Raw genomic sequence first — 24,093 nt, forward strand, 5'->3', positions numbered from 1 at the left:
AAGCCGGCAGTAGGGCTTTTACAAAGGCAACAAACTATACAAAAACATCCTTTCTCGACCCTTGTTTCTATTTATGTAAAGTGTTCACGAATAACTATCGGCTGCAGACCACTACACCTTTTCATTTCACTGAAAAAAGAGCTGCAAACTCTAAAAGGAACCGCTGAATCCCTTATTGGGTTTAAAAGCCAGTTGGGCTTTTACAAAAGCAACAAATTCTATGAAAACAGCTTTTCTTTTATACATAATCATAAGTCAAGCTTATGTATGAATAAAAATAGGATGGGAGGTGAGTGTGATGAGTTCTTTATTAACAAATGCTAAATTTGAACATACATTTTGGCTGCAGATTCTTGGGGATCATTCCCGTTTTATATTATCTTCCTTAAGTCAAAATGAAAAACAGTCCATACAGATCGCATTAGAATTGAAGGAAGCTTTTGATAGCTTTTTACAGGAAGCAAGAGATTTACAAAGTGATGAAGCTGCAATTAACTTAGCGAATGATGTAGAACCGTATGTAGTGAAACTAAAAAATTTCAAGTTAGAAATGATTAAGAGACATTTAGTTAGTAAAATTAGTATTCATTTATCACCCAGTTTTCTAAATCATATGGTGAATGAGCTTGAAGAATACGAGAGGATTTTGGGCTTTTTAAAAATTGGAGAAAAGCCTCCGATTTTTCATGAATTACATCACCATTTACTATGGTTACAGGATGCCTATGGGCATGCAGGTGCAATTAACGATGAGATGGATGCGACAGAAAAAAGAATAAAGAAGTCAAGTGCTGAATTCGTTAAACATTTTGAGCAATTTTATTTAAAAGCAGTAGAGCTAACAGGATATTTGCGAACACAAGAAGAAAGTTTTCCGGCATTGAAGCGATTTAATTCAGATGTCCAAATAGAGATGGAAATGTTTCAATTCTTTTTAAATGAAATATTTGAGTTGGATTTATCTGATCAATTACTTGGAACATTTCCAGTATTAATGGCTGATCACATGTTTCGTGAGGAATGCTACTATTTGACAAAATTAGCTGAATCAACAAATATTAAACTTCCTGAATGTGATCCAACTAAACCTAGATATGAGGAATAAATATAATAGGGGATGCCTCTATTTAGAGACAACCCCTTCTTTTTCAAAGTTAATTTTTATAAGGGTTTAAACCCCTCTTCGTAATTTCTGATTTTAATAGTTTAATCCACTCACGATCTTGACCTTTCTTTTCAGCGTCTCGATAGGCTGCCACCAACAATTCGTTACTCATGATTTTCATGACAAAACCTCCTAGTGGAATATAATGTTTTCTATATTTTCTAATCATTTTAACTCTTTTTCTGTGAAAAGAAAAGGTTAACGACTTAAAATCTTGAACTTTATAAAAATTTAGTTCTTTTTGCTTATATTCTTCAGATGAATAAATATTTATAGTGCTGGGCAACTATTTATTTTGTATTTGAATATTCAGAAAAACGTGATAATATATGTGTAATGAATGAATAACTAAGACGATAAATCAATAACTAATAATCTTATTCAGTCATTTCAAAGGGGGGAGCTATATTCATGTCTTCAGTATTAACAGTAACAATAGGTGAATTACTTGAACAAAAGGCAGAAAAACACCCAAATCATGAAGCGGTTATATATGCAGATCGAAACCTTAGGTGGTCGTATAAGGAATTTAATGATGAATGCCGTATCGTTGCAAAGGGATTAATGAGACTAGGAATAGATAAAGGAGATCATTTAGCTATATGGGCAACAAATACACCTGAGTGGCTCACAGCACAATTTGCAACAGCAAAAATGGGAGCTATATTAGTTACTGTGAATACAAATTATCGTACAACTGAATTGGAATATTTATTACGCCAATCAGACTCAAAAACAATCATTTTGATGGAGAGTTACAGGGACGCATCATATATAGATATGCTCAATGAAATTTGTCCTGAATTAAAAGAGGCAAAACCGGGATCACTAAATAGTAAAAGATTACCTATGCTTAAAAATGTAATCGTTTTAGGAGATAATCATTACCCTGGTACATATAGTTGGAAGGATATAAAAAAAATAGGTGAAGATATTTCAGATCATGAATTAGACGAGCGATTGTATTCACTTGATTCAAGTGATGTGATAAATATGCAGTATACATCAGGTACAACTGGTTTTCCTAAAGGGGTGATGTTAACGCACAGTAATATTGTAAATAATGGTTACAATATTGCTAACTGTATGAGGTTAACTAAGGAGGATCGACTTTGTATACCTGTACCATTCTTTCATTGCTTCGGATGTGTATTAGGAACGATGGCATGTGTTTCTGTCGGAGCCACAATGGTACCTATCCAGGAGTTCCATCCAAAACAAGTATTGCAAACAGTTCAGGATGAAAAATGCACGGGACTTCATGGAGTTCCGACCATGTTTATTACTGAGCTAAATCAGCCTGATTTCGATCAATATGATCTTTCTAGTCTTAGAACTGGGATAATGGCAGGATCGAACTGTCCGATTGAGGTGATGAAAGGTGTAATTTATCGCATGGGTGCTTCAGAAATTACAATTGCTTATGGGCAAACAGAATCTTCACCTGTAATAACACAAACCCGCACCAATGATCCTATTGAACTACGAGTTGAAACAGTTGGACGTGCATTACCTAATGTAGAAGTAAAAATAGTCGACCCAAGCACCAACCTAGTTGTGAGAAATGGGGAGCAAGGTGAATTATGTACCAGAGGATATCATGTAATGAAGGGGTATTATAAGAATCCTGAAGCCACTAAAGAGGTAATTGATGAAGAGGGCTGGCTTCATACAGGGGATTTAGCTGTTATGGATGAACAGGGTTACTGTAGAATTACAGGTAGATTGAAAGATATGATTATTAGAGGGGGTGAAAATATTTATCCCCGTGAAATAGAAGAGTTTCTATATACTCATCCGAAAGTATTAGATGTACAAGTAATCGGTGTTCCCGATGAAACATATGGTGAACAAGTAATGGCATGGATTATTCCAAAAGAGGGAGAAAGCATTACAATAGAAGAAGTAAGAGATTATTGCAAAGGGAAAATTGCTAGACATAAAATCCCTCGATTTGTAGAAATAACGGATAGTTATCCAATGACAGCCTCTGGGAAAATACAAAAATATCGATTACGTGAACAATCTATAGAGCTAATATCAAATAATCATTAATTTTTTTGGGCTTTCTATAAGGGTTACCAAGGATGAGATAGCTCTAAAAAAATGTTTATTCATGAGAAGAAAATAAAAAAATAAGAGTCTGGTTCGACTCTTATTTTTTTATGGTTATTTAAGTGACAGCCATACACTTTTCACTTCGGTATAATTGTTTAATGCATAAGATCCCATTTCTCGACCGATACCAGATTGTTTATAACCACCGAATGGGGAAGCTGCATCAAATACATTATAACAGTTTACCCATACAGTACCAGCTCGAAGCTTGTTTGCGATATAGTGTGCATTTGCTACATCACGTGTCCATAAACCTGCAGCTAAACCATACTCACTATTATTTGCACGATTGATTACTTCATCCAAGTCATCAAATGGTAATGCAGCAATAACGGGTCCAAAGATTTCCTCTTTCGCGATCGTCATTTCATCATTGACATCAGCAAATATTGTTGGTTCAACAAAGTACCCTTCCTCCCGTGGTTTACCGCCACCAGTAAGTAGTTCAGCCCCTTCGTTGATACCTTTTTCAATATAATTGAGGACTCGACTTTGTTGTTCGGTTGAAACAAGTGGACCCATTTGAGTTTCTGAATCCAAACCAAATCCTTGTTTAATTGATTTTGCATGTGAAACCATATCGGCAACCACATTATCATAGCTTTTCTTTTGGATAAATACACGTGAACCCGCACAGCATACCTGGCCTTGGTTAAACATTACTCCATTTAATGCACCCGGAATGGCTTTCCTTAGATCAGCATCAGGTAGAATAATATTAGGAGACTTGCCACCTAGTTCTAATGTGACACGTTTTAGTGTCTTTGATGCTCGTTCCATAATCGATTTTCCAACAACAGTTGAGCCTGTGAAAGCAATTTTATCAACGAGTGGATGGTCGACAAGCGGTTGACCGGCTGTTTCACCAAATCCAGGTACTATATTAATGACCCCTGCAGGAAAACCAGCTTCTTCTGCAAGCTCAGCTAAGAAAAGGGCGGACAATGGTGTTTGCTCGGCAGGTTTCAATACAATGGTACAGCCTGTTGCGAGCGCAGCACCCATTTTCCACATTGCCATTAGAAGTGGGAAGTTCCAAGGAATGATTTGCCCAACGACTCCCACTGCTTCGTGACGTGTATAGTTAAAGAAAGGACCACTAACTGGAATGGTTTGACCAGTAATTTTATTTGTCCATCCAGCATAATATCTCATATGTTCAATTGCTAATGGAACATCAGCATTCATCGTTTCATTGATCGGTTTTCCATTATCTAATGTTTCTAATTGTGCTAATGCTTCTTTATTCTCTTCCATTAAATCTGCTAATTTATACATGAGTCTGCCACGTGCAGCGGCACTCATTTTAGACCATTTTCCTTGATCAAATGCTGCCCTTGCAGCTTTTACAGCACGATCAATATCTTCTGCACCTGCTTCATATACGGTTGCCAAAACTTCACCTGTTGCAGGGTTTGGTGTATCAAATGTTTTACCGGAGACACTTTCCACAAACTCCCCATTAATATAAAGTTTCTTTTTTCCTTGTAAGAACTTTTCCACCTTTTCATTAATACCTGCTAAAACTTGACTCATTTAATAGCCCTCCTTAATGCATTCATAGTTAACTAGAGGTATATCATGGGTGTAGTTGTTAAACTTGAATTAAAAATGGCAACGCTTACAATAATCCTACTAGTTTAACAGTATTTTTTCAATTGCATTTATCAAAAAATTTAAAATATATTTCTACAAATTATTCATCCAGGCGACAAAAGGAAGTAGAAAAATGTAGATTTATAGATATAAAATTCACATAATTCTATCTTTTTATTTATAATATCACATATTATAATGGTAATAGTAAAAAAGTTCCGATGTCTAATTTGAAAAATGCATATAAAAATGAGGGGATTATATGTTCAATGAGAGGATGGCGCTTAAACTTCGGCTTGAGCAATTAGAAAATACGGAAATACGCTTATTAAAAGAGTTACGTGAGGAACGTGAGCGTTTATTTACAAAATTACGAGAGTTGGATGAAAAAGATAGATTAGAGACGAATAATTACGAAGAAATAATACAGATTAAATCAATGGATTTACCACAATCGAAAGGAGAAAGGAAAGAAATATCCCATATGGACAGCCCACCATTGAAAATAAGAAAGGCACGTCCTTCTAGGAGAAGTAAAACGAGTAAAATGTGTGAGGTTGCCATTCAAATATTAAAAGAAGAAACTGAACCAATTAGAGGTACAGATTTACAAAAGAAAATTGAGGAAAAGTCAGGATTAAAAATTGCGAACATGACTACCTTTATGAAGGTAGTAGAAAAGGTCGACATAAATATTCAAAAACCGAATCGGGGATTGTATTTGTATGTTAACAATGGACAAAAAGCACCTGTTCCTAATTAGAACAGGTGCCTTTCTTATTTTCCCTTTTTAGGTTGTTTTTGTTCTTGTTCTACTGGGTGTGTTTGATAAAAGCGTTTAGACAAATACGTTTGTCCAATTAAGAATGCACCACCAACAGCCCAGTAAAGTGGAAGTGCTGCAGGAGCACTGAAAGAAATGATTAAAATCATAATAGGTGAAATCAGACCAAATATTTTCATTTGCTTTTGTTGATCTTCACTCATACCAATTAGTGAAACTTTTGACTGGAAATAATAAATGATCCCAGCAATAATCGCCATTGGAATGTCTACATGACCTAAATCAAACCAAAGGAATGAATGTGTAGCGATTTCTTTTGAACCTCTAATCGCATAATAGAAGGCCATTAAGATAGGCATTTGAATAATTAAAGGTAAGCATCCCATATTTAAAGGATTTACATCATGTTTTTTGTAAAGCCCCATCATTTCTTGTTGATATTTCATTTGTTCTTCTTTTGTTTTTGCTTGTTTCATTTTTGTTTGAATTGCTGTCATTTCAGGTTTTAATTTTTCCATTTTAACCTTCATGATTTGTTGTTTTTTAAACGTTTTCATCATAAAAGGCATGAGGATTAAACGAATTAGAATCGTAATAAGAATAATCGCAACTCCATAGTTACCACCGAATAGATCAGCAGTAAAATGTATGACCTTTGAAAAAGGCTCAACAAAATAGTCATTAAAAAAACCAGATTTCTTCGTACCCGGAGCTGTATTTCCACAAGCAGAGAGTAGAAATACCGAACCTATTAATAATATGGTGTATTGTAAAGAACGTTTCATCATATATCCTCCTAGTATAAATTCATGTTAAGAAAAGAGTAACGGATAAATGATGGTCTGGATCCTCATTCGGTGATTCCTTTCTTCTAATACATTTAATTATCCATAAGATAAAGTTATTTTGAATAATTTTACAATCTCTAAGCCATTGTTGTGAACTGGTTATTCTTGTAGCAGTTGCTTCCGTTGTTATACAAGAATAGGGATTTACAATGAAATGATTCCATATATAAGCTAGTCCGATGGTCAGTAAAATACTTACATAGAACGAGCAAATAACAGGATCGTATATGAGATTGAATAAATATTCCATTACCATATATTCACGCACCTTAAACTCCATTCAAAAGCAAAGTATACCTTAAATTTTTTCGTTTTTCAAACACTTTATATAATTTTACCATATGAAACATGATCAGTAATTATTTATTTTGATTTCCTTTTTAGATTTTGCAATTATAGAATGATTAACCTAAAATACAATTGTAGGAATATAATTTCCCTAGTATGCAAGATATAGAAAGGAATTGCAATATGTTTGATAAAATGATCTCATTACCTGATGAAATAAAAGATAGATTAAATAAAAGAAAAGACTATTTTAAAGCAAATGATGAAAATAAGCTTATCGAACAAGAAGGATATATCCCTTCTAATGATTCTATTTTAATGGATGCACTCGTCGCGATTCTACTCGGAAAAAATATACTATTGAAAGGCCCAACGGGTTCTGGGAAAACAAAGCTAGCCGAAACACTCTCTTTGCTCCTTGGACAACCTATGAAAAGTATTAACTGTTCCGTAGATTTAGATGCAGAAGGTCTCTTAGGTTTTAAAACAATCGGTCAGGAAAATGGACAAAACATAATAAAGTTTGTATCTGGTCCCGTTATAGAGGCCATGAAAAAAGGATATTTACTATATATAGATGAAATTAATATGGCAAAGCCAGAAACATTGCCTATTTTGAATGGAGTACTTGATTATCGCAGAACGATTGCCAATCCGTTTACTGGTGAAGTCATTACAGCTGAGAATCATTTTGGTGTTATTGCCGCAATTAATGAAGGATATGTCGGTACAGTTCCTTTAAACGAGGCACTGAAAAATCGCTTTATCGTAATCGATGTTCCTTATATTCAAGGGGAGATTTTGAAAAAGGTATTACATGCACAAAGCCAGTTAAAAGACGAGAAATTAATTAATCGATTTGTACAGTTATCAAGTGATTTAATTGTTCAAGCCGAAATGGGGAAAATTTCTGAAGAAGCAGCCTCGATTAGAGCTCTCATAGATACTTGTGATCTTTCCATTTATTTACCTCCATTAAGGGCCATCCAAAGAGGGATCATAGATAAATTAGAGGATGAACGTGAAAAAGCAGCGATTCGTAATATTGCCGAAACATTGTTTGAATAGGGGGCAATCGCATGCAACGATTTATTCAATTCAATGATGAAAAAATTGATTCAATGATTGTTATGGAATTAGCAGATTTAGTTACTACTTTAACGAAAAACCTTGATTATGAAGTAGAGTTTGGTGTGCATTCTTATTTAGATCGAATGTCAAAAAAAATATATGTACGCCATTTTTGGAACCATCGTCCCAAAAAGATAATGATAAATGGACTAAAGAGTGATGTTTATTTACGAGCGATAGGCAATTATTCGTTTACAAATGAAGAGGATATTTACTACTTACTTCAAAAACTATCTACTACTTCATTAAAAAGTTTTGCAAAGCAATTATTTATGATAACTGAGGATTTGAGACTAGAAGAAATAATTAAACGGAAACGTCCAGGAACTAAATCAGCTTTTAAGGATAGAATATTTGTCTATCGAAAATATTTTGAATCACAATTAAAAGTGAATCTTGTCAAAAGTATTTATACAGATGCTTTGTTTAATAATATTTTTCTCTTATTAACTTCAGATTCGCCGAATGAAAACATACCTAATTACAATGAAGAGATTAATTTGGTGATGCCATACATTAAAAATACAATCACTAGATTCTACGAAACAAAATCAACAAAAGATACCGTAAAGCTTTGTTTAGAATTAACAGAAACATTGGAGGATATTTTAGATCAGGACATGTTAAATGAGTATTTCCATCTTCCTGATAAAAAATATGATGACATTGTTCATGACCCAACTTTTGATGACTTAAAAAGAAAGGATCCCCTTCAAAATAATGATGTATTAGATAAAAAATCAGAAGGGGATGAGGAAGTATTTGAAGAAGAGTTTCGTACATGGCACCGAGAAACAAGTGATTTAAGTAAAAGCTTCTTGCAATTTGATTTGGATCAAGGTTCAGGTACTGATTTATTAGGCGAAGGGGTAAGAGAGGGTGAGGCAGGTGATCAAGCACTTGCTGTTGTTCAAGGTTCAGTACAAAAAACAAATAAAAATGATTATTCAAATTTAGAAGTGCAAGAACATAAGCAAAGAAGCAATCAAGGGATTGAAAAAAATTATGGTAAAGAAAATCGTTTTGCTTATCCTATTTTTTTAAGTCTAGAAAAACCTACGTATGAAGAAGAGAAACAATATCGCGAGTTCAAGTCAACGATCAGTAGTTATCAAAAGAAATTAAAAAAGATTATTGAAAAGACATTGGAACATAAAAAAATAGCACCAAGAACGGATTTACATTTTGGAAGATTACGTAAGAAACTGTTGCCATTTTTCACTGACGAAAATCCGAGACTATTTTATAAGAAACAGGAACCTTCAAGTGAAATTGATGCGGTCTTCTCACTTTTAGTAGATTGTTCCGCTTCTATGTATGACAAAATGGAGCAAACGAAGCTTGGCATTACACTATTTCATGAAGCTTTAAAATCTGTAAATGTTGCACATGAGGTTATTGGATTTTGGGAAGATACGAATGATGCAACAAAGGAAAAGCAGCCAAATTATTTTAAACCTGTCATTGAATTTTCAACATCATTACGAAATCTATCCGGTCCGGAAATTATGCAACTTCAACCAGAGGAAGATAATAGGGATGGCTATGCAATCCGTCTTATGACTGATCGCTTAATGACTAGATTTGAAAATCAAAAGTTCTTATTAGTATTTTCTGATGGGGAGCCGGCAGCGTTTGGATATGAACAAAATGGGATTGTGGACACTCATGAAGCAGTTTTACAAGCAAGGAAAAAGGGAATAGATGTGATTAATATCTTTTTGTCCAATTCAGAAATTGAAGAAAGCCAAAAAAAGATTTTACATGATATATATGGGAATTTCAGTATTTTAGTGTCCAATATTGAAGAATTACCTAATGTATTATTTCCTATACTAAAAAAATTACTTTATAAAAGCATTGCATAATTGTAAATACTTTTAGGTGTTTGAGGGGATTAGGCACCCCTTAAACACCTAATTTGTTGGTTTACCATAAATTTTTTTCAATTTCCCCTTTGAATAAATTAGTGTCAATATTACATTTTTTCGCATCGATCCCATATTGCCATCCAAGTATTTTTGATTCTTTAGGGCCGGTAGGGTTATATTTAGGAGCCTTTTCTTTCGAGGTAATGTTCATATTTGGTGCTGCAGACCAAATGATTGCTTTTTCTTTCACATCGTTTCCTGCTTTATTAAATGCGCTAAATAATTTTTGATTTTTATCAAAAACTCCATAGATTCCAGGAAGATAATCGGATTTATTCAATGTTTCAACCCATCCCTTAATAAAGGCTGAATCAACTGGATAGTTGGGTTCTATGTCAGCAAATAGTAAGGTATCCTTCGGAACTCGCAACTCTTTAGCATATTTAATCGCTTTTTTTGCCTCTTGCTGTCCTGCTTTTTGTGTTGTAGCGTTTGAAAAGTGATTATAAATTAATAGGATTTTTATCTTTTTTTCATGAAGTAGTTTAATTTCTTGTTGGGTTAAACCTGTTGAAACCTCTTCATTGGTTCCAATATATCGACCCCATACTTTTGGTTTTCCAAAATTCTCATTCACACATTTGTACATTTCCTTTGTTGTTTTACTAGCAGAATCCACTCCCCATAAGTATTTTGGAGCATTTTCCTGTTTTTTATTTTCTTGACTGCTTTGATTATCTAATTTTTTCTGATCCTCTTTATTGTAATTATAATATAGAGGGACAAGAATAATTAGGAGAAGTCCAATGAATAGGGGCAGAATGAACTTCCAATTTAAAAATTCATTTTTATTATTCAATTTGTTTCCTCCTTTTTGCTTGTATATCTTATTCGACATCCAAGAGGAGGGTGACAGCTTGAGAGTTGCTTATTTATTAGGACTGTATTTCAATTTGATTACATTTCCTTTAAATTAATGAAAATGTTTCATATTATCTGATAAAATAATTTTGATGAATTTTGTAAAATGGATGTGTCGAAGTTTGAAGAAAATTTGGTTATTTGCTTTTGTGATTGTATTGTCATTTAATTTTTTATATAAAGTACATGCTTCTGAAAAACCAATATTAAATTTAGCAAGTGAATCTGCTGTCTTAGTAGATAGTACAACTGGAAAGGTATTGTATGAAAAAAATGCATTTAAGCGTTTGTATCCAGCCAGTTTAACAAAAATTGCTACCGCTATATATGCCATTGAAAATGGAAATTTGAATGATACGGTGACAATTAGTAAAAATGTTGAAAATACCGATGGTACACGTGTTTATTTAGTAGCAGGTGAAAAAGTAACATTGAAACATTTATTACAGGGTCTCTTAATAAACTCTGGAAATGATGCTGGAGTAGCAATAGCAGAATACATGAATGGAAGTATTCCAAAATTCGCCTCTCAGTTAAATCAGTATCTAGTTGATAAGATTGGTGTTTCAGCCACGAATTTTGTTAATCCACACGGTCTTTTTGATGAAAATCATTATACGACCGCATATGATCTTGCCAAGATTACGAATTATGCAATAAAAAACGATATTTTCAAACAAATTTTCGGTACAAAGGAATTAGAGTGGAATGGTGAAGGATGGCAGACAACTTTATTCACACATCATTTAATTTTAAAAGGTGAAATTGAGTATAAAGAGGTGACAGGCGGTAAAACTGGCTATGTTGATCAATCTGGTCAAACATTAGCTACAACTGCTGAAAATGATAAAATTCATCTGACTGTCATCATTATGAATGCAAAATCCAAAAATGATGCCTATAATGATACAAAAAAACTTCTAGATTATGGTTTTAATCATTTTGAAACATCTACTTTAGCAAAAGGGGTTACATTTAAGGTGGGTGAGGAAATATTTGAAGCTCCAAAAGATATTGAATATACAAAGCCGTTAAATGGAACCGTTTCTGAAGATATTTTAGATGACGGTATGCTTCAAATCTCTGATCGTACGGGGGATACATTAGATACATTAAAGCTAACTCCCATGAAAGTAAAAGCGGCAGAAACTAAATCAGAAGTTACTGAAAAACAAACCACCTCCCCTTCGAAAAATTGGGGCCTTTATGTTGTCATAATTGCCTTTTTGCTTATCTTAACTGTAATAATCAAAAAGATTAATCAAAAAAGAATGTAGAGAAAAAGGTTATAGCTAGAAGGGAATTCTCCTATAGCTATAACCTTTTTTAATGGAGATTTTCATTATAAATGTTCATCCATTTTCCTACCGCGTTTTCTGTAAATGACATAACTTCGGCGTAGGTATTTCAATGGCATACTGAGTGCATGTACTAGACGCGTAAATGGAAATACAGCAAACAATGAAAATGCGGAAATAATATGCATTTTAAACCATAGTGGGACAGTTTCCATTAGTAATGGATTAGGTTGGAAGTAAAAAAGACCTCTAAACCAGGGACTGATTGTTTTACGATAATCAAAGCCCTCTGGTGTAATATTAAATATTGTTGCTGAAAGTCCTGTTAACATAACGATTAACAAAAAAACTAATGCTAAAATGTCACTGACTGAGCTAGTATATCGAATCCTTTTGACGGAAATCCTTCGATAAAACAGAATCACGAGCCCAATTAAAGATATAATTCCAGCAGGAACTCCAAAACCAATAGCAATGTTATGGTACAGGTGCTCACTAATGCCAAGTCCTGTATATACTGGTTCCGGAATAAGAATGCCCATCACATGGCCACCAAAAACAAAAACTAACCCCCAGTGAAAAAAGCTACTTCCGTACGCAAGCTTCTTTTTCTCTAGCATTTCGCTAGATTTCGTTGTCCAACCAAATTGATCATGCTGATAACGAAAAATCACACCACCTATAAATACGATAAGTACAAGATACGGATAGATAACCCATAAAAACTGATGAATCATAGTTTAGGCAGCTCCCCTCAGTCATCTTCAAATTTCTGGATTGAAAGATTAATAATTTTAAATATTAGTTGGTAACCATGTTTTTTTTCAATAAACTGCTTCTCTAGCTGAAGAAAATTAGCTTTAAATTTTTCTATGATCGGCAGGACATAATCATTCTGTGCACATGATAAAAATTCAAGGATAAGAGGCACATAATCCGGTAACTCCTGATCAGTTACAACAAATCCCGCATTACTATATAAATTTTTTAAAGCTAGTAATTCCATTCCTCTTTCACGTTGTTGTCCGTCGTTCCCATGAGTTAAGTAGAAATTAGTGTTTCTCCCAAAATCAATTAAATATACATAGGACTCAATCCACTTTATCGGTTCAATTTGTTCTAACTGACTAAAAAATTGTAGGAATAGCTCTTTTGCATCCTGATGATCATCTAAAGTATTAATTTCATTTTTACAATCCTCTAGGCCCTCCCACCAGTGCCGATCTGGGTAGGTGAGAAGGAAGGAGGAGATATGAAATATTTTTTTTAGTTGTGCATCCATCTAGCATACCTCCTTTATTAAATAAAAATTTATAATGTTATACATTTACCGGGGCCACCAGCAAAGTCAAGTCCACATGACCCTTGATCCATATAAAGATTTGAAATATCTTCTTTATGGGATGGTGGGATGACAAAGCGGTCATTGAATTTGGCAATTGCTAGAAGTCGATACATATCTTCCACTTGTTGTTTAGTTAGATTGATTTCATTCAGTAATGTTGAATTTGGCTGTTTATTTGTTTGGACTGCTCTCATATATGTCCGCATGACGGCCATCTTTTTGAGTGCATTTCGAATATGTGTTTGTTCGCCTGCAGTCAACAGATTGGCTAAGTATTCGATAGGTATTCTCATATGATCTATGGCAGGAAAAATCTCATCTGCATCTATATTGGTGCCAACTCCTTCAATGGTATTCATGATTGGACTTAGCGGAGGAATATACCAAACCATAGGTAAAGTACGATATTCCGGATGAAGGGGAAGGGCAATTTTCCATTCAATGATCATTTTATATAAAGGAGATTTTTGGGCAGCTTCCAGCCAATCTTCAGGAATTCCTTCTGCTTTTGCTTGTTTAATAATCTCAGGATCATTCGGATCTAGAAAAATATCTAAATGTGATTGATATAAATCATGTATGTTCTCTTCTGAAGCAGCTTCTTTTACACGATCGGCATCATAAAGCATAATACCTAAATAGCGAATTCTCCCAACACATGTTTCTGAGCAAATCGTTGGCAATCCAGCTTCTAATCTTGGAAAACAGAGGGTACACTTTTCCGCCTTATTCGTCTGCCAGTTAAAATACACCTTTTTATAAGGACATGAGCTGACGCAATGTCTCCAAGCCCTACAAGCGTTTTGGTCAACAAGAACAATTCCATCTTCATCTCTTTTGTACATAGCACCAGAAGGGCAGGAAGACACACATGCAGGATTCAGACAGTGCTCACAAATTCTAGGTAGGTACATCATAAATACATCTTCAAATTCTGTTTTTATTTCTTCTTCCATGTTTTGTACATTTGGATCCTCATGAGCAGTAATATGTGCCCCAGCTAAATCATCTTCCCAATTGGGTCCCCATAATATTTCCATGTATTCACCTGAAAGATTAGATTTTGGACGTGCAACAGGCTGATGTTTTTTTTGAGGGCTATTAGTTAATGTTTCATAATCATAGCTCCAAGGCTCATAATAGTCATCAATCGTAGGCTGATAAGGACTATAAAAAAGATGCGTTAAACGATTGACTTTTGTTCCTGATTTTAACTGAAGTTTTCCATTTCTTTTCTCCCATCCACCTTTGTATTTTTCCTGATCTTCCCACTTTTTGGGATAGCCAATACCCGGCTTTGTTTCTACGTTATTGAAATACATGTATTCTGCACCTGGACGGTTTGTCCAGGTGTTTTTACATGTTACACTACAAGTATGGCAACCAATACATTTATCTAAATTCATGACCATTCCGATTTGAGCTTTAATCTTCAAGCCAATCAACCTCCTCTAACTTACGAATAACTACATTTAAATCCCTTTGGTTACCAGTTGGTCCATAGTAATTAAATCCATAACTTAGTTGAGCATACCCGCCAATCATATGTGTAGGTTTAACATGAATTTTCGTAGGGCTATTATGTGTACCACCTCGATTTTGGGTTAGCTTTGTACCAGGAACATTAATATGCCGATCCTGTGCATGATGCATAAAGGCCATCCCTCGTGGAATACGATGTGAGACAACGGCACGTGCAACAACTACTCCATTTCGATTAAAGCATTCGATCCAATCGTTATCTCCAATTTCCGCATCTTCTGCATCATCCTTATTCATCCAAACAGTAGGTCCACCACGGAAGAGAGTTAACATCGGTTGGGAATCGAAGTACATACTATGAACAGACCATTTATTATGTGGTGTTAAATAATTTAATGTAATTTCTTTTCCTTTAACTGATGGACGTCTATCTGTAAATGGTTGATGTTGCAAAATTGGTTTAAACGTAGCTAGGTTTTCTCCGAATTCGCTCATCATTTCATGGTCAATATAGAAGGATTGTCTACCCGTAATCGTCCTAAAAGGAATCAATCTTTCAATATTAGTCGTAAATGGTGAGTAACGTCTGCCACCTTTTTCAGATCCGCTAAAAGCGGGGGAGGTAATGACGGTTTTCGGTTGAGCTGTAATTTGTTCAAAATTAAAGCATTCTTCCTCACGCTCTTCTGCTAAATCACGTAAATGTAAATCCGTTTGCTTTTCTAAAGATTCCCATGCTCTCACTGCAAGCTTTCCGTTTGTGGTAGAGGAGAGCATGAGAACAGCTTCAGAAGCTTTAAAAGCATTGCTAATATCTGGACATCCATCTCCAATGCCATCCTTAATGGTTCCATTAACTTTTTTTAACTTTTCGTATACATCTTCAACAGACCAGGAAATTCCTTTTGTACCCATTGGTTGATTTTTAACATTTGGGCCAAGAGCTTTCATTTTTTCATGGATGAGACGAAAATCTCGTTCAACCACATGAATTTGTGGCATCGTTTTGCCTGGTATTGGTTCGCATTCATCCTTAGACCAATCTTTTATTTTTCCTAATGGCTTTGCTAGTTCTTGTTGAGTATCGTGCTGCAATGGAGTAGCAACGATATCATTAATAGGTTCTAAATCAATATCTTTAGCAAGCTTAGAAACTGCCATTGCAAGTCTATTAAAAATATCCCAATCAGATTTTGCCTCCCAAGGTGAGGAGATTGCCGGATTAAACGGATGAACGAAGGGATGCATGTCTGTACTGCTCAAATCATGTTTTTCATACCATGTTGAAGCCGGCAGGACTACATCAGAATAAAGTGCAGTTCCAGCCATTCGAAAATCTAAATTAATCAGCAAGTCTAGTTTCCCCTCCGGTGCTTGATCGCGCCAATGGATTTCTTCTGGCCTAATACTATCTGAATCATCATTTAATAGACCATTTGTTGCACCTAATAAGTGCTTTAAAAAATATTCATGTCCTTTTCCGGAACTTGAAATTAAATTGGCACGCCATACAATTAAATTGCGGGGAAAATTCACTTCATTATCTGGATCTTCAATAGAAAATTGTAATTTTCGATGCTTTAATTGTTTGGCGATATATTGTGCAATTTCAGATTCTGTATGATTCCCTGCATTTTTTGCTTGTTTATATAGTTCCAAACTGTTTGCATTGAAGGTTGGATACGAAGGGAGCCAGCCTAGTCTTGCTGCCATTACATTATAATCAGCGTTATGCTCATATCTAGGCTTCCCATATACAGGTGATACTTGGGTTGAAACTGGTATATCTTCATAGCGCCACTGATCGGTTGCAAAGTAAAAGAAGGAAGTACCATTCTGTAATCTAGGTGGTCCTTGCCAATCACGTGCCATTGCAATAGTTTGCCAGCCTTCAACAGGACGTAATTTTTCTTGACCTACATAATGGGCCCAACCTCCACCGTTAACGCCTTCTGCTCCAACGAGAAGAACGAGATTCAGAACAGCTCGATAAATTGTATCAGAATGAAACCAATGGTTTATTCCAGCGCCGACAATGATCATTGATCTTCCATTCGTATCGATGGCATTTTGGGCAAACTCACGGGCAATCTTAATGATTTGCTCACTTTTCACACCAGTAATCTTCTCTTGCCATTTTGGAGTAAAGGGCACATCCTCATCGTAACTTTTTGCAACTATGCCACCGATTCCTCTGTCGATTCCATAGTTTGCCAGCATTAAATCATAGACAGTGGTGTAATAAATGGTTTCTCCGTCATGCTTTATCGTTTGAATAGGGACGACGCGCTCCAAAACATTTGTGTCACCTTCACCAAAGTAAGGGATAAATAGCTTTACACATTTTTCTTCTATTCCAAGTAATGAAAGTCTAGGATCGATCACTTCATTAGAGTCCTCATCCTGTAGGTGCAAATTCCATTTTCTGTTGTTTTCCCAGCGAGAACCCATTGTGCCATTTGGAACAGCAATTTTTTGTGACCTGTCATTCATGAGAACAGGCTTCCATTCACCATTTTTAGTGGATCTACCAATATCGTTGGCATTTAAAAATCGGTCGGCAATAAATCCTTCATCTTGTTTCTTTAATGTTACAAGAAAAGGAAAGTCTGTGTATTTCTTCACATAATTAGAGAAATAATTTACTTGATTTTGCACATAGAATTCATTCAAGATGACATGACCCATTGCCATAGCAATTGCACCATCGGTACCTTGTTTCACACTTAACCAATCATCCGCAAATTTGGTTGATTCAGCATAGTCTGGACTCAAAGAAATTACTTTCGCCCCACGGTACCGTGCTTCCGCTAGAAAATGAGCATCAGGTGTGCGAGTTAAAGGAATATTTGATCCCCATGTAATAATGTAGCTTGAATTATACCAATCACTGCTTTCTGGTACATCCGTTTGATCACCCCAAATTTGTGGGGATGCAGGCGGTAAATCTGCATACCAATCATAAAAGCTTAACATAGGTGCACCCATCAGATGCATGAACCTTGATCCACCAGCATAACTAAGCATAGACATTGCTGGAATTGGAGAGAAGCCAATATTGCGGTCAGGTCCATATTTTAAAACCGTATAGAGAAGGGAGGCAGCAACTAGCATGGATGCTTCTTCCCAGTCTGCTCGCATAAATCCACCTTTTCCTCTTGCTTCTTTATATTGCTTCGCTTTTTCTTTATCTTCAATGATACTTTTCCATGCTTCAAGAGGGTTGGAATGTGCTTGAAGCGCTTCACGCCACATGAGTAATAAGACTCCTCTGATGTATGGGTATTTCACTCGTAATGGGCTATATATATACCATGAGAAGCTGGCACCACGTGGACAACCTCGTGGTTCAAAGTCAGGCATGTCTGGTCCTGTAGTAGGGTAATTTAAATTTTGACCTTCCCATGTAACGATTCCATCTTTAACAAAAATGTTCCAGCTACATGAGCCAGTACAGTTCACACCGTGAGTGGATCTAATGACCTTGTCATATTGCCATCTTCTCCTATAAACATCTTCCCATTCACGATTTCCTTCGCGAACTTCACTATGGTTATCATTCAGTTTTTCGGTGGGAGAAAAGTAGCGTAACCGATTAGTTAATGGTGATCTTTTTCGTGACATTTGCTTCACTCCTTATGTGAAATAATGTATTGATACATACACTATAAACATTGAAGTGAGATGAAGTTGTGAAGTTAATCACACTTCACGAAAAAGACATATACAATTTCAATAAAAAAAAAGCATGAAATTCATGCTTTAACACCTAATGATTATTCAATATTGCAATAGATTGCAGGACAGTCTTCACAACAAATTTCATCTTTTAAATACTGTAAATTATGAATAGTGATTTTTCCTTTATTCGTTGATAGGATCCCGTCTTTTTTTAATTCGCTTAATGCACGATTGACACTTTCCCGAGAGGTACCACAGAAGTTTGCCAGTTCCTGATTTGTAATGGGTAAATCAATGAGAATCCCATTCCGCTGTTGTACGCCATAACTGTTTGTCATTCGAATTAAAGTAGAAAACAAAGCGCCTTTTTTACCATGAAGAATAAGATCTCGAAATTTTGTCTGTGTTTTCCGATATTGATCACTCATCCATTTCATAAATTCAAAGGCAAGTGAGCTATTTTTAAACAGTTCATCCTCTAATATATCTTTTCTGATGAGAGCTACTTCGCCATCCTCAATCACCTTAGCAGTTAATAGGTATCTTGAAGAATAAGAAAAAAGAATCGCTTCACCTACAATATCATCCTGACTACATATTCTAAAGGTTAATTCTTGCCCGTCTGAAGTAATCTTACTTATTTGAACCTTTCCGGAGATGATGATATAGAGACCTTCTGCTGTCATTCCTTCTTGAAATAAATAATTTCCCTTCGTTATTTTTATCGTTTTTTCCGAAAACTTGATTAATTCATTTATTTTAATGGAATGTGTAGGTTTAATTGGTTTTTGTTCTATTTTCAACCGTATCACCCTTTTAAAATTGTGTTGTGTTACCTATAACTTACTCTTTAAGCATAAAAAAGTATAGGTCTAATCAAGGATAAATTTTGAAAAAAGTATTTTTTTATTATAGTTAATAATTTAAAAATTGAATTAAATATCAGCTGTACATAAAAAATACAAAAATATATAAAAAATAATCTTTATGTGAAAAACATCACATCTTAATAGATTTCAATTTTTTATGATGAATACATGTAATGGAAAAAATTATTGAAAGGGGTACTCTTTATGCATTCCGGAAAAAAACAATTACCACTTCAGACATTGAGTTTAATTATGGGCTTTATGATATGGGTTATCTTATCTTCTTTAATGTCGTTTATTAAAATGGATATTGCTTTAACAGATAACCAGATTGCCCTTGTAACGGCAGTTCCAGTTATTTTAGGATCATTATTAAGAATTCCCATTGGATTTTGGACAAATCGTTTTGGTTCACGAGCATTATTTACTACAAGCTTTATTCTTCTTATCATACCAGCCGTTTATATAAGCTATGCAAATAGTTTTTTAGATTTAATTATTGGAGGATTATTTATTGGGATTGGTGGAGCTGTGTTTTCGGTTGGAGTTACATCATTGCCTAAATATTTCCCCAAGGAAAGACACGGATTTGTTAATGGAATATATGGAGCGGGAAATATTGGAACAGCAATTACTACATTTTTAGCACCAGTACTTGCTATTAAATTTGGTTGGCAAACTACCGTTCAATTGTACATTATTTTACTTCTATTATTTGCCGTACTTAATTTTATCTTTGGGGATAAAAAAGAAAAAAGAATGAAAGTATCTTTCAGTGAACAGTTTAGAAAAGTATATGACAATCAAAAGCTTTGGTTTTTAAGTTTGTTTTACTTTTTAACTTTTGGATCTTTTGTAGCATTCACGATTTATTTACCGAACTTTTTAGTAGGGCATTTCGGATTAGATAAGGTAGATGCTGGATTTAGAACTGCCGGCTTTATTGCGATTGCAACATTTTTAAGGCCAGTAGGAGGATGGTTAGGAGATAAATTTAATTCCTTTAAAATATTAATATGTGTATTTGCGGGATTAACTGTAGCAGGGTTATTATTAGCCTTTACACCTACACTAACACTGTATTCTATTGGGTGTATAGTGATAGCCATTGGAGCAGGGATAGGAAATGGTACCATCTTCAAACTCGTTCCTCTTTATTTTTCTGAACAAGCGGGGATTGTCAATGGTGTCGTTTCCGCAATGGGGGGGTTAGGTGGTTTCTTTCCACCATTAATTCTTTCTTTCTTATTTAATATGACTGGAAATTATTCAATTGGATTTATGGCGCTGTCACAAGTCGCCCTTGCTTGTCTTATAATTGTCGTTTGGATGTATCATCAAGAAAAGCTTGAATTATCACAAAATATTGTTGATCATACCATTGAAGGAGTAATGGTAACAGATTTACAGGGGACTATCACAAGAGTAAATCCTGCCTTTACTATGGTAACAGGATATACGATGGGTGAGGTTATAGGAAAAACACCAAAAATTATTCAATCAGGAAAACATGATAAAAAATTTTATGAAAAGATGTGGGTATCTATTAAAACAAATGGTTATTGGAAAGGGGAGATTTGGAATAAAAGAAAAAATGGTGAAATATATTTAGAATGGTTGACAATTAGCCCTGTTCAAAATACAGCGGGTGAAACAAAATATTATGTGGGAATGTTTACTGAAATTAAACATCATAAAGCTTAAGTGGAGGCCAATGTGCCTCCCTGTCATTTTTTAAGAAATATATTATTTTTTTAAAAGATTTCATTATTAAAACTGTTAATATATAAGTAGGATGAACTCTCCTGTTTGTTAAAATGGGGTGTGTTTAAGGAGATGGGAATATGGACGAAATAATCAGAGATCAATTGAATCGACCATTACATGATCTGAGAATTTCTGTAACAGATCGTTGTAATTTTCGCTGTAGCTACTGTATGCCTGCAGAGGTGTTTGGTCCAGATTATGCTTTTCTACCGAAAGATCAAGTATTATCTTTTGAAGAAATTGAACGATTAGCGAATATATTTGCTAGATTAGGTGTGAAGAAAATCCGGTTAACAGGTGGGGAGCCACTGCTTCGACAAAATCTCCAAGATCTCATTAGGAAATTAGTCAATATAAACGGAATAACTGATATTGGTTTAACGACAAATGGAGTTTTTCTTTCAAAGCATGCTGAAAGCTTATATCAAGCTGGCTTGAGACGGTTAAATATAAGTCTTGATGCATTAAATGATGAAGTATTTCAAGCGTTAAATGGTCGAGGTGTCAGTTCAAAAATTGTCTTAAAAGGAATTGATGCAGCGCTAAAAGCAGGTTTTCATATAAAAATAAATATGGTTGTTCAAAAAGGAGTGAATGATCAAGAAATTATTCCTATGGCAAGATATTTTCGAGAAAAAGGTGTCACACTAAGATTTATCGAGTTTATGGATGTCGGTAATTCAAATGGATGGAATTTCGAACGGGTCATACCGAAAAAAGAAATATATCACATGCTATCGCAGGAATTTGATTTAGAACCAGTGGATGAAGCTTATTTTGGAGAAGTTGCTAAACGCTATAAATATAAAGATAAACAAGCAGAAATTGGTTTTATAACTTCGGTTTCCGAATCTTTTTGTACAAGTTGTACAAGAGCTAGAATATCAGCAGACGGAAAGTTGTACACCTGTTTATTTGCCGGAAAAGGATTTGATTTGAAGTCTATGCTCCGCAATAAAAGTAGTAATGAATTTATACAATCTCAAATTATCTCTATTTGGAATCATCGAAACGATCGGTATTCTGATGAGCGCATGAGCAATGGAAATGCAAAGAAAAATAAAATAGAAATGTCCTATATTGGAGGATAGGGAAGGGAGATTTAATATGGTGGAACGACGCAAGCCTATTAGAATAAAAGATGCGATTGAGTTAGTCATGGAATGGAAATGCAGAGGGGAGATTGAATGGGTTTCAATTGATGAATGTGATGATCGATTTTTAGGTGAAGATATTTGTGCAGATCATGATGTTCCACCATTTAATCGATCACCCTATGATGGCTTTGCCATTCGTTCAAAGGACACCTATTTGGCAAATCAAAGTAATCCTATTCAATTTGAAATTATTGATGAAATCGGTGCTGGACAGGTTAGTTTTAAAAATATTGGTCCGTTTCAGGCCATCCGTATCATGACTGGTGCGGCTATTCCGACTGGTGCTGATTGTGTCATTATGCTTGAACTGGTAAAGGAAATACAAATAAATCATAAGAATTATATTTCGATTAAGAGGAAACTAAAACCGGGTGAAAATATTTCCTTTCAAGGTGAGGATGCTAAACAAGGACAAACCTTGATAGAAAAAGGGATGATGATTAATCCTGGAGTAAAAGCATTGTTAGCAACATTTGGATATGACAAAGTTCCTGTTATTAGAAAACCAGTGGTAGGCGTTATTGCTACAGGAACTGAACTACTTAAGGTGAATGAGCCATTAGTACCTGGAAAGATTCGTAATAGTAATGGGTACATGGTAGAATCACAAATACTTCGGTCAGGTGCCATATATAAAAGATATGAAAACCAGGTAGATGAAATAGAATCACTATTAAGTGTGGTAAAACAAGCTTTAGATGAATGCGATTTGGTCATAACAACTGGCGGCGTTTCTGTCGGTGATTATGATTTGCTACCGCACATATATGAGAAACTAGGAGCAAAAGTTCTATTCAATAAAATTGCAATGAGACCGGGAAGTGTAACAACTGTAGCAAATTGCAAGGGGAAATTATTGTACGGATTATCAGGAAATCCTTCTGCATGTTATGTAGGTTTCGAATTATATGTTCGACCTATTATTCGTTATTGGTTGTATTCACAAAAGCCATATTTAAGGAAAGCGAAGGCGAGATTACAAACAGATTTTCCAAAGGCAAATCCATTTAATCGATTTGTAAGAAGTAAACTTACTTATGAGGGTGATCGATGCTTAGTTGAACCGGTTGGATTAGATAAATCGAATGTAGTCACTTCAATCGCTTGGGCCGATTGCTTAATGGTATTGCCAGGAAGCACAAGAGGCTATTCAAAGGATGATCTAGTGGATATCTTACTAATAGACGATCAAATAGGAAGTGAAGAACCATGGATAGAGATAGAAAGGTCTACCAAATTGTAGGGTTTCAAAATAGTGGAAAAACCACATTAATGGAAAGCATTATAAATTACTGGAGTAAACATGATCTTAAGGTAGGAACGATAAAGCATCACGGCCATGGGGGGAAACCAAGAAAGAGAGTGGCTGAAAAAGATACGGACAAGCATTTAAACGCTGGAGCAAGCATTGTTGCGTGTGAAGGAGAAGGGGAGTTAGTACTACTTAAGCAAAATCTAAATTGGTCACTAGTAGATATTATTCAATTTTACGAGAACTTTTCACTCGATTTCATTTTGATTGAAGGGTATAAGTATGAGGATTATCCGAAAGCCGTATTAATAAGAGGTGAGGAAGATACTTACCTACTAGATCAGTTGAGCAATATTCAAGCTATTCTTACATGGGTGCCTTTGAAAAATACCTACCCTTATAAAATTTTTTCAATAAAACAAAAGGAAGAATTTATTAAATGGCTTTTTACTCAATATAATTAGGCACTTTCCTCGTACATTGTTGCTATTTAGGTAAAGTTTCAACTAATGGAGATGGT

Annotated in this window: 20 protein-coding genes; 10 read left to right on the forward strand and 10 right to left on the reverse strand. The window is 34.9% G+C overall.

The window, feature by feature from the left end:
• Nucleotides 1-298: 298 nt before the first annotated feature.
• On the forward strand, nucleotides 299-1,105 hold the full coding sequence (locus I5818_RS11180; protein WP_058004371.1) for a DUF2935 domain-containing protein: 807 nt from the start codon (nucleotides 299-301) through the stop codon (nucleotides 1,103-1,105).
• Between the two features lie 49 nt (nucleotides 1,106-1,154).
• Here I5818_RS11180 and sda read toward each other — a convergent pair whose 3' ends face one another.
• Nucleotides 1,155-1,286 carry a sporulation histidine kinase inhibitor Sda gene (sda, locus tag I5818_RS11185; protein WP_058004372.1) on the reverse strand — a complete coding sequence of 44 codons (132 nt, stop codon included), beginning with the start codon at nucleotides 1,284-1,286 and terminating at the stop codon, nucleotides 1,155-1,157.
• 290 nt (nucleotides 1,287-1,576) lie between these two features.
• On the opposite strand from sda, the gene I5818_RS11190 reads away from it, so the two are divergent.
• Nucleotides 1,577-3,220 (forward strand): AMP-binding protein, encoded by a 1,644-nt coding sequence (locus I5818_RS11190; RefSeq protein WP_058004373.1) that lies wholly within the window; start codon nucleotides 1,577-1,579, stop codon nucleotides 3,218-3,220.
• A 114-nt stretch (nucleotides 3,221-3,334) separates the two neighbouring features.
• Here the strand turns inward: I5818_RS11190 and I5818_RS11195 are convergent, their stop codons facing one another.
• A complete protein-coding gene (locus I5818_RS11195) occupies nucleotides 3,335-4,819 on the reverse strand; it encodes an aldehyde dehydrogenase family protein (protein ID WP_078110180.1) in 1,485 nt (494 codons plus the stop codon).
• A gap of 322 nt (nucleotides 4,820-5,141) precedes the next feature.
• Between I5818_RS11195 and I5818_RS11200 the strand changes: the two genes are divergently transcribed.
• Entirely contained in the window at nucleotides 5,142-5,642 is a 501-nt protein-coding gene (locus I5818_RS11200) for a Rok-like winged helix domain-containing protein (protein ID WP_071974948.1), read from the forward strand.
• A gap of 14 nt (nucleotides 5,643-5,656) precedes the next feature.
• Here the strand turns inward: I5818_RS11200 and yidC are convergent, their stop codons facing one another.
• Both yidC and I5818_RS11210 read right to left on the reverse strand, forming a co-directional pair.
• A complete protein-coding gene (gene yidC / locus I5818_RS11205) occupies nucleotides 5,657-6,448 on the reverse strand; it encodes a membrane protein insertase YidC (protein ID WP_078111357.1) in 792 nt (263 codons plus the stop codon).
• Nucleotides 6,449-6,470: 22 nt separating this feature from the next.
• Entirely contained in the window at nucleotides 6,471-6,779 is a 309-nt protein-coding gene (locus I5818_RS11210) for a hypothetical protein (RefSeq protein ID WP_071974947.1), read from the reverse strand.
• Nucleotides 6,780-6,982: 203 nt separating this feature from the next.
• Here I5818_RS11210 and I5818_RS11215 point away from each other — a divergent pair, with 203 nt between their 5' ends.
• Nucleotides 6,983-7,867, forward strand: coding sequence for an ATP-binding protein (locus I5818_RS11215; RefSeq protein WP_390883553.1), 885 nt, complete (start codon nucleotides 6,983-6,985; stop codon nucleotides 7,865-7,867).
• 11 nt (nucleotides 7,868-7,878) lie between these two features.
• A complete protein-coding gene (locus I5818_RS11220) occupies nucleotides 7,879-9,798 on the forward strand; it encodes a vWA domain-containing protein (RefSeq protein WP_180212152.1) in 1,920 nt (639 codons plus the stop codon).
• Nucleotides 9,799-9,859: 61 nt separating this feature from the next.
• Here the strand turns inward: I5818_RS11220 and I5818_RS11225 are convergent, their stop codons facing one another.
• A complete protein-coding gene (locus tag I5818_RS11225; RefSeq protein WP_169846894.1) occupies nucleotides 9,860-10,660 on the reverse strand; it encodes a glycoside hydrolase domain-containing protein in 801 nt (266 codons plus the stop codon).
• Between the two features lie 184 nt (nucleotides 10,661-10,844).
• Between I5818_RS11225 and I5818_RS11230 the strand changes: the two genes are divergently transcribed.
• Nucleotides 10,845-11,999, forward strand: a complete 1,155-nt coding sequence (locus tag I5818_RS11230; RefSeq protein WP_078109979.1) for a D-alanyl-D-alanine carboxypeptidase family protein — start codon at nucleotides 10,845-10,847, stop codon at nucleotides 11,997-11,999.
• Nucleotides 12,000-12,064: 65 nt separating this feature from the next.
• Here the strand turns inward: I5818_RS11230 and narI are convergent, their stop codons facing one another.
• From narI to I5818_RS11255, 5 genes are all read right to left on the reverse strand, one after another.
• A complete protein-coding gene (narI, locus tag I5818_RS11235) occupies nucleotides 12,065-12,757 on the reverse strand; it encodes a respiratory nitrate reductase subunit gamma (protein ID WP_058004381.1) in 693 nt (230 codons plus the stop codon).
• Between the two features lie 17 nt (nucleotides 12,758-12,774).
• Nucleotides 12,775-13,302: a nitrate reductase molybdenum cofactor assembly chaperone gene (gene narJ, locus I5818_RS11240; RefSeq protein WP_071974942.1), complete on the reverse strand. Its 528-nt coding sequence runs from the start codon at nucleotides 13,300-13,302 to the stop codon at nucleotides 12,775-12,777.
• A gap of 29 nt (nucleotides 13,303-13,331) precedes the next feature.
• Nucleotides 13,332-14,801 (reverse strand): nitrate reductase subunit beta, encoded by a 1,470-nt coding sequence (narH, locus tag I5818_RS11245; RefSeq protein WP_078109978.1) that lies wholly within the window; start codon nucleotides 14,799-14,801, stop codon nucleotides 13,332-13,334.
• Nucleotides 14,791-18,471: a nitrate reductase subunit alpha gene (locus tag I5818_RS11250; protein WP_078109977.1), complete on the reverse strand. Its 3,681-nt coding sequence runs from the start codon at nucleotides 18,469-18,471 to the stop codon at nucleotides 14,791-14,793. Before I5818_RS11250 ends, narH begins: the two co-directional genes overlap by 11 nt.
• 152 nt (nucleotides 18,472-18,623) lie before the next feature.
• Complete coding sequence (locus I5818_RS11255) at nucleotides 18,624-19,325, reverse strand: Crp/Fnr family transcriptional regulator (RefSeq protein WP_058004465.1); 702 nt, start codon at nucleotides 19,323-19,325, stop codon at nucleotides 18,624-18,626.
• 276 nt (nucleotides 19,326-19,601) lie between these two features.
• Here I5818_RS11255 and I5818_RS11260 point away from each other — a divergent pair, with 276 nt between their 5' ends.
• The 4 genes from I5818_RS11260 (at nucleotide 19,602) to mobB (ending at nucleotide 24,037) form a co-directional block, all read left to right on the forward strand.
• On the forward strand, nucleotides 19,602-21,101 hold the full coding sequence (locus tag I5818_RS11260; RefSeq protein ID WP_071974939.1) for a nitrate/nitrite transporter: 1,500 nt from the start codon (nucleotides 19,602-19,604) through the stop codon (nucleotides 21,099-21,101).
• A gap of 140 nt (nucleotides 21,102-21,241) precedes the next feature.
• Entirely contained in the window at nucleotides 21,242-22,255 is a 1,014-nt protein-coding gene (moaA, locus tag I5818_RS11265; protein ID WP_078110814.1) for a GTP 3',8-cyclase MoaA, read from the forward strand.
• Between the two features lie 16 nt (nucleotides 22,256-22,271).
• Complete coding sequence (locus tag I5818_RS11270; protein WP_058004387.1) at nucleotides 22,272-23,564, forward strand: molybdopterin molybdotransferase MoeA; 1,293 nt, start codon at nucleotides 22,272-22,274, stop codon at nucleotides 23,562-23,564.
• Complete coding sequence (mobB, locus tag I5818_RS11275; protein WP_058004388.1) at nucleotides 23,531-24,037, forward strand: molybdopterin-guanine dinucleotide biosynthesis protein B; 507 nt, start codon at nucleotides 23,531-23,533, stop codon at nucleotides 24,035-24,037. The genes I5818_RS11270 and mobB overlap by 34 nt, the downstream gene beginning before the upstream one ends.
• The last annotated feature ends 56 nt before the right edge of the window (nucleotides 24,038-24,093 follow it).

Origin of the sequence: Heyndrickxia oleronia, from assembly GCF_017809215.1 — a bacterium.
In the GTDB taxonomy this organism is placed as follows: domain Bacteria; phylum Bacillota; class Bacilli; order Bacillales; family Bacillaceae_C; genus Heyndrickxia; species Heyndrickxia oleronia.

Coding starts and splice junctions, on each gene's coding strand:
- I5818_RS11180 (WP_058004371.1), top strand. CDS start 299: ATGAGTTCTTTATTAACAAATGCTAAATTTGAACATACATTTTGGCTG.
- sda (WP_058004372.1), bottom strand. CDS start 1,286: ATGAAAATCATGAGTAACGAATTGTTGGTGGCAGCCTATCGAGACGCT.
- I5818_RS11190 (WP_058004373.1), top strand. CDS start 1,577: ATGTCTTCAGTATTAACAGTAACAATAGGTGAATTACTTGAACAAAAG.
- I5818_RS11195 (WP_078110180.1), bottom strand. CDS start 4,819: ATGAGTCAAGTTTTAGCAGGTATTAATGAAAAGGTGGAAAAGTTCTTA.
- I5818_RS11200 (WP_071974948.1), top strand. CDS start 5,142: ATGTTCAATGAGAGGATGGCGCTTAAACTTCGGCTTGAGCAATTAGAA.
- yidC (WP_078111357.1), bottom strand. CDS start 6,448: ATGAAACGTTCTTTACAATACACCATATTATTAATAGGTTCGGTATTT.
- I5818_RS11215 (WP_390883553.1), top strand. CDS start 6,983: ATGTTTGATAAAATGATCTCATTACCTGATGAAATAAAAGATAGATTA.
- I5818_RS11220 (WP_180212152.1), top strand. CDS start 7,879: ATGCAACGATTTATTCAATTCAATGATGAAAAAATTGATTCAATGATT.
- narI (WP_058004381.1), bottom strand. CDS start 12,757: ATGATTCATCAGTTTTTATGGGTTATCTATCCGTATCTTGTACTTATC.
- narJ (WP_071974942.1), bottom strand. CDS start 13,302: ATGGATGCACAACTAAAAAAAATATTTCATATCTCCTCCTTCCTTCTC.
- I5818_RS11250 (WP_078109977.1), bottom strand. CDS start 18,471: ATGTCACGAAAAAGATCACCATTAACTAATCGGTTACGCTACTTTTCT.
- I5818_RS11260 (WP_071974939.1), top strand. CDS start 19,602: ATGCATTCCGGAAAAAAACAATTACCACTTCAGACATTGAGTTTAATT.
- moaA (WP_078110814.1), top strand. CDS start 21,242: ATGGACGAAATAATCAGAGATCAATTGAATCGACCATTACATGATCTG.
- I5818_RS11270 (WP_058004387.1), top strand. CDS start 22,272: ATGGTGGAACGACGCAAGCCTATTAGAATAAAAGATGCGATTGAGTTA.
- mobB (WP_058004388.1), top strand. CDS start 23,531: ATGGATAGAGATAGAAAGGTCTACCAAATTGTAGGGTTTCAAAATAGT.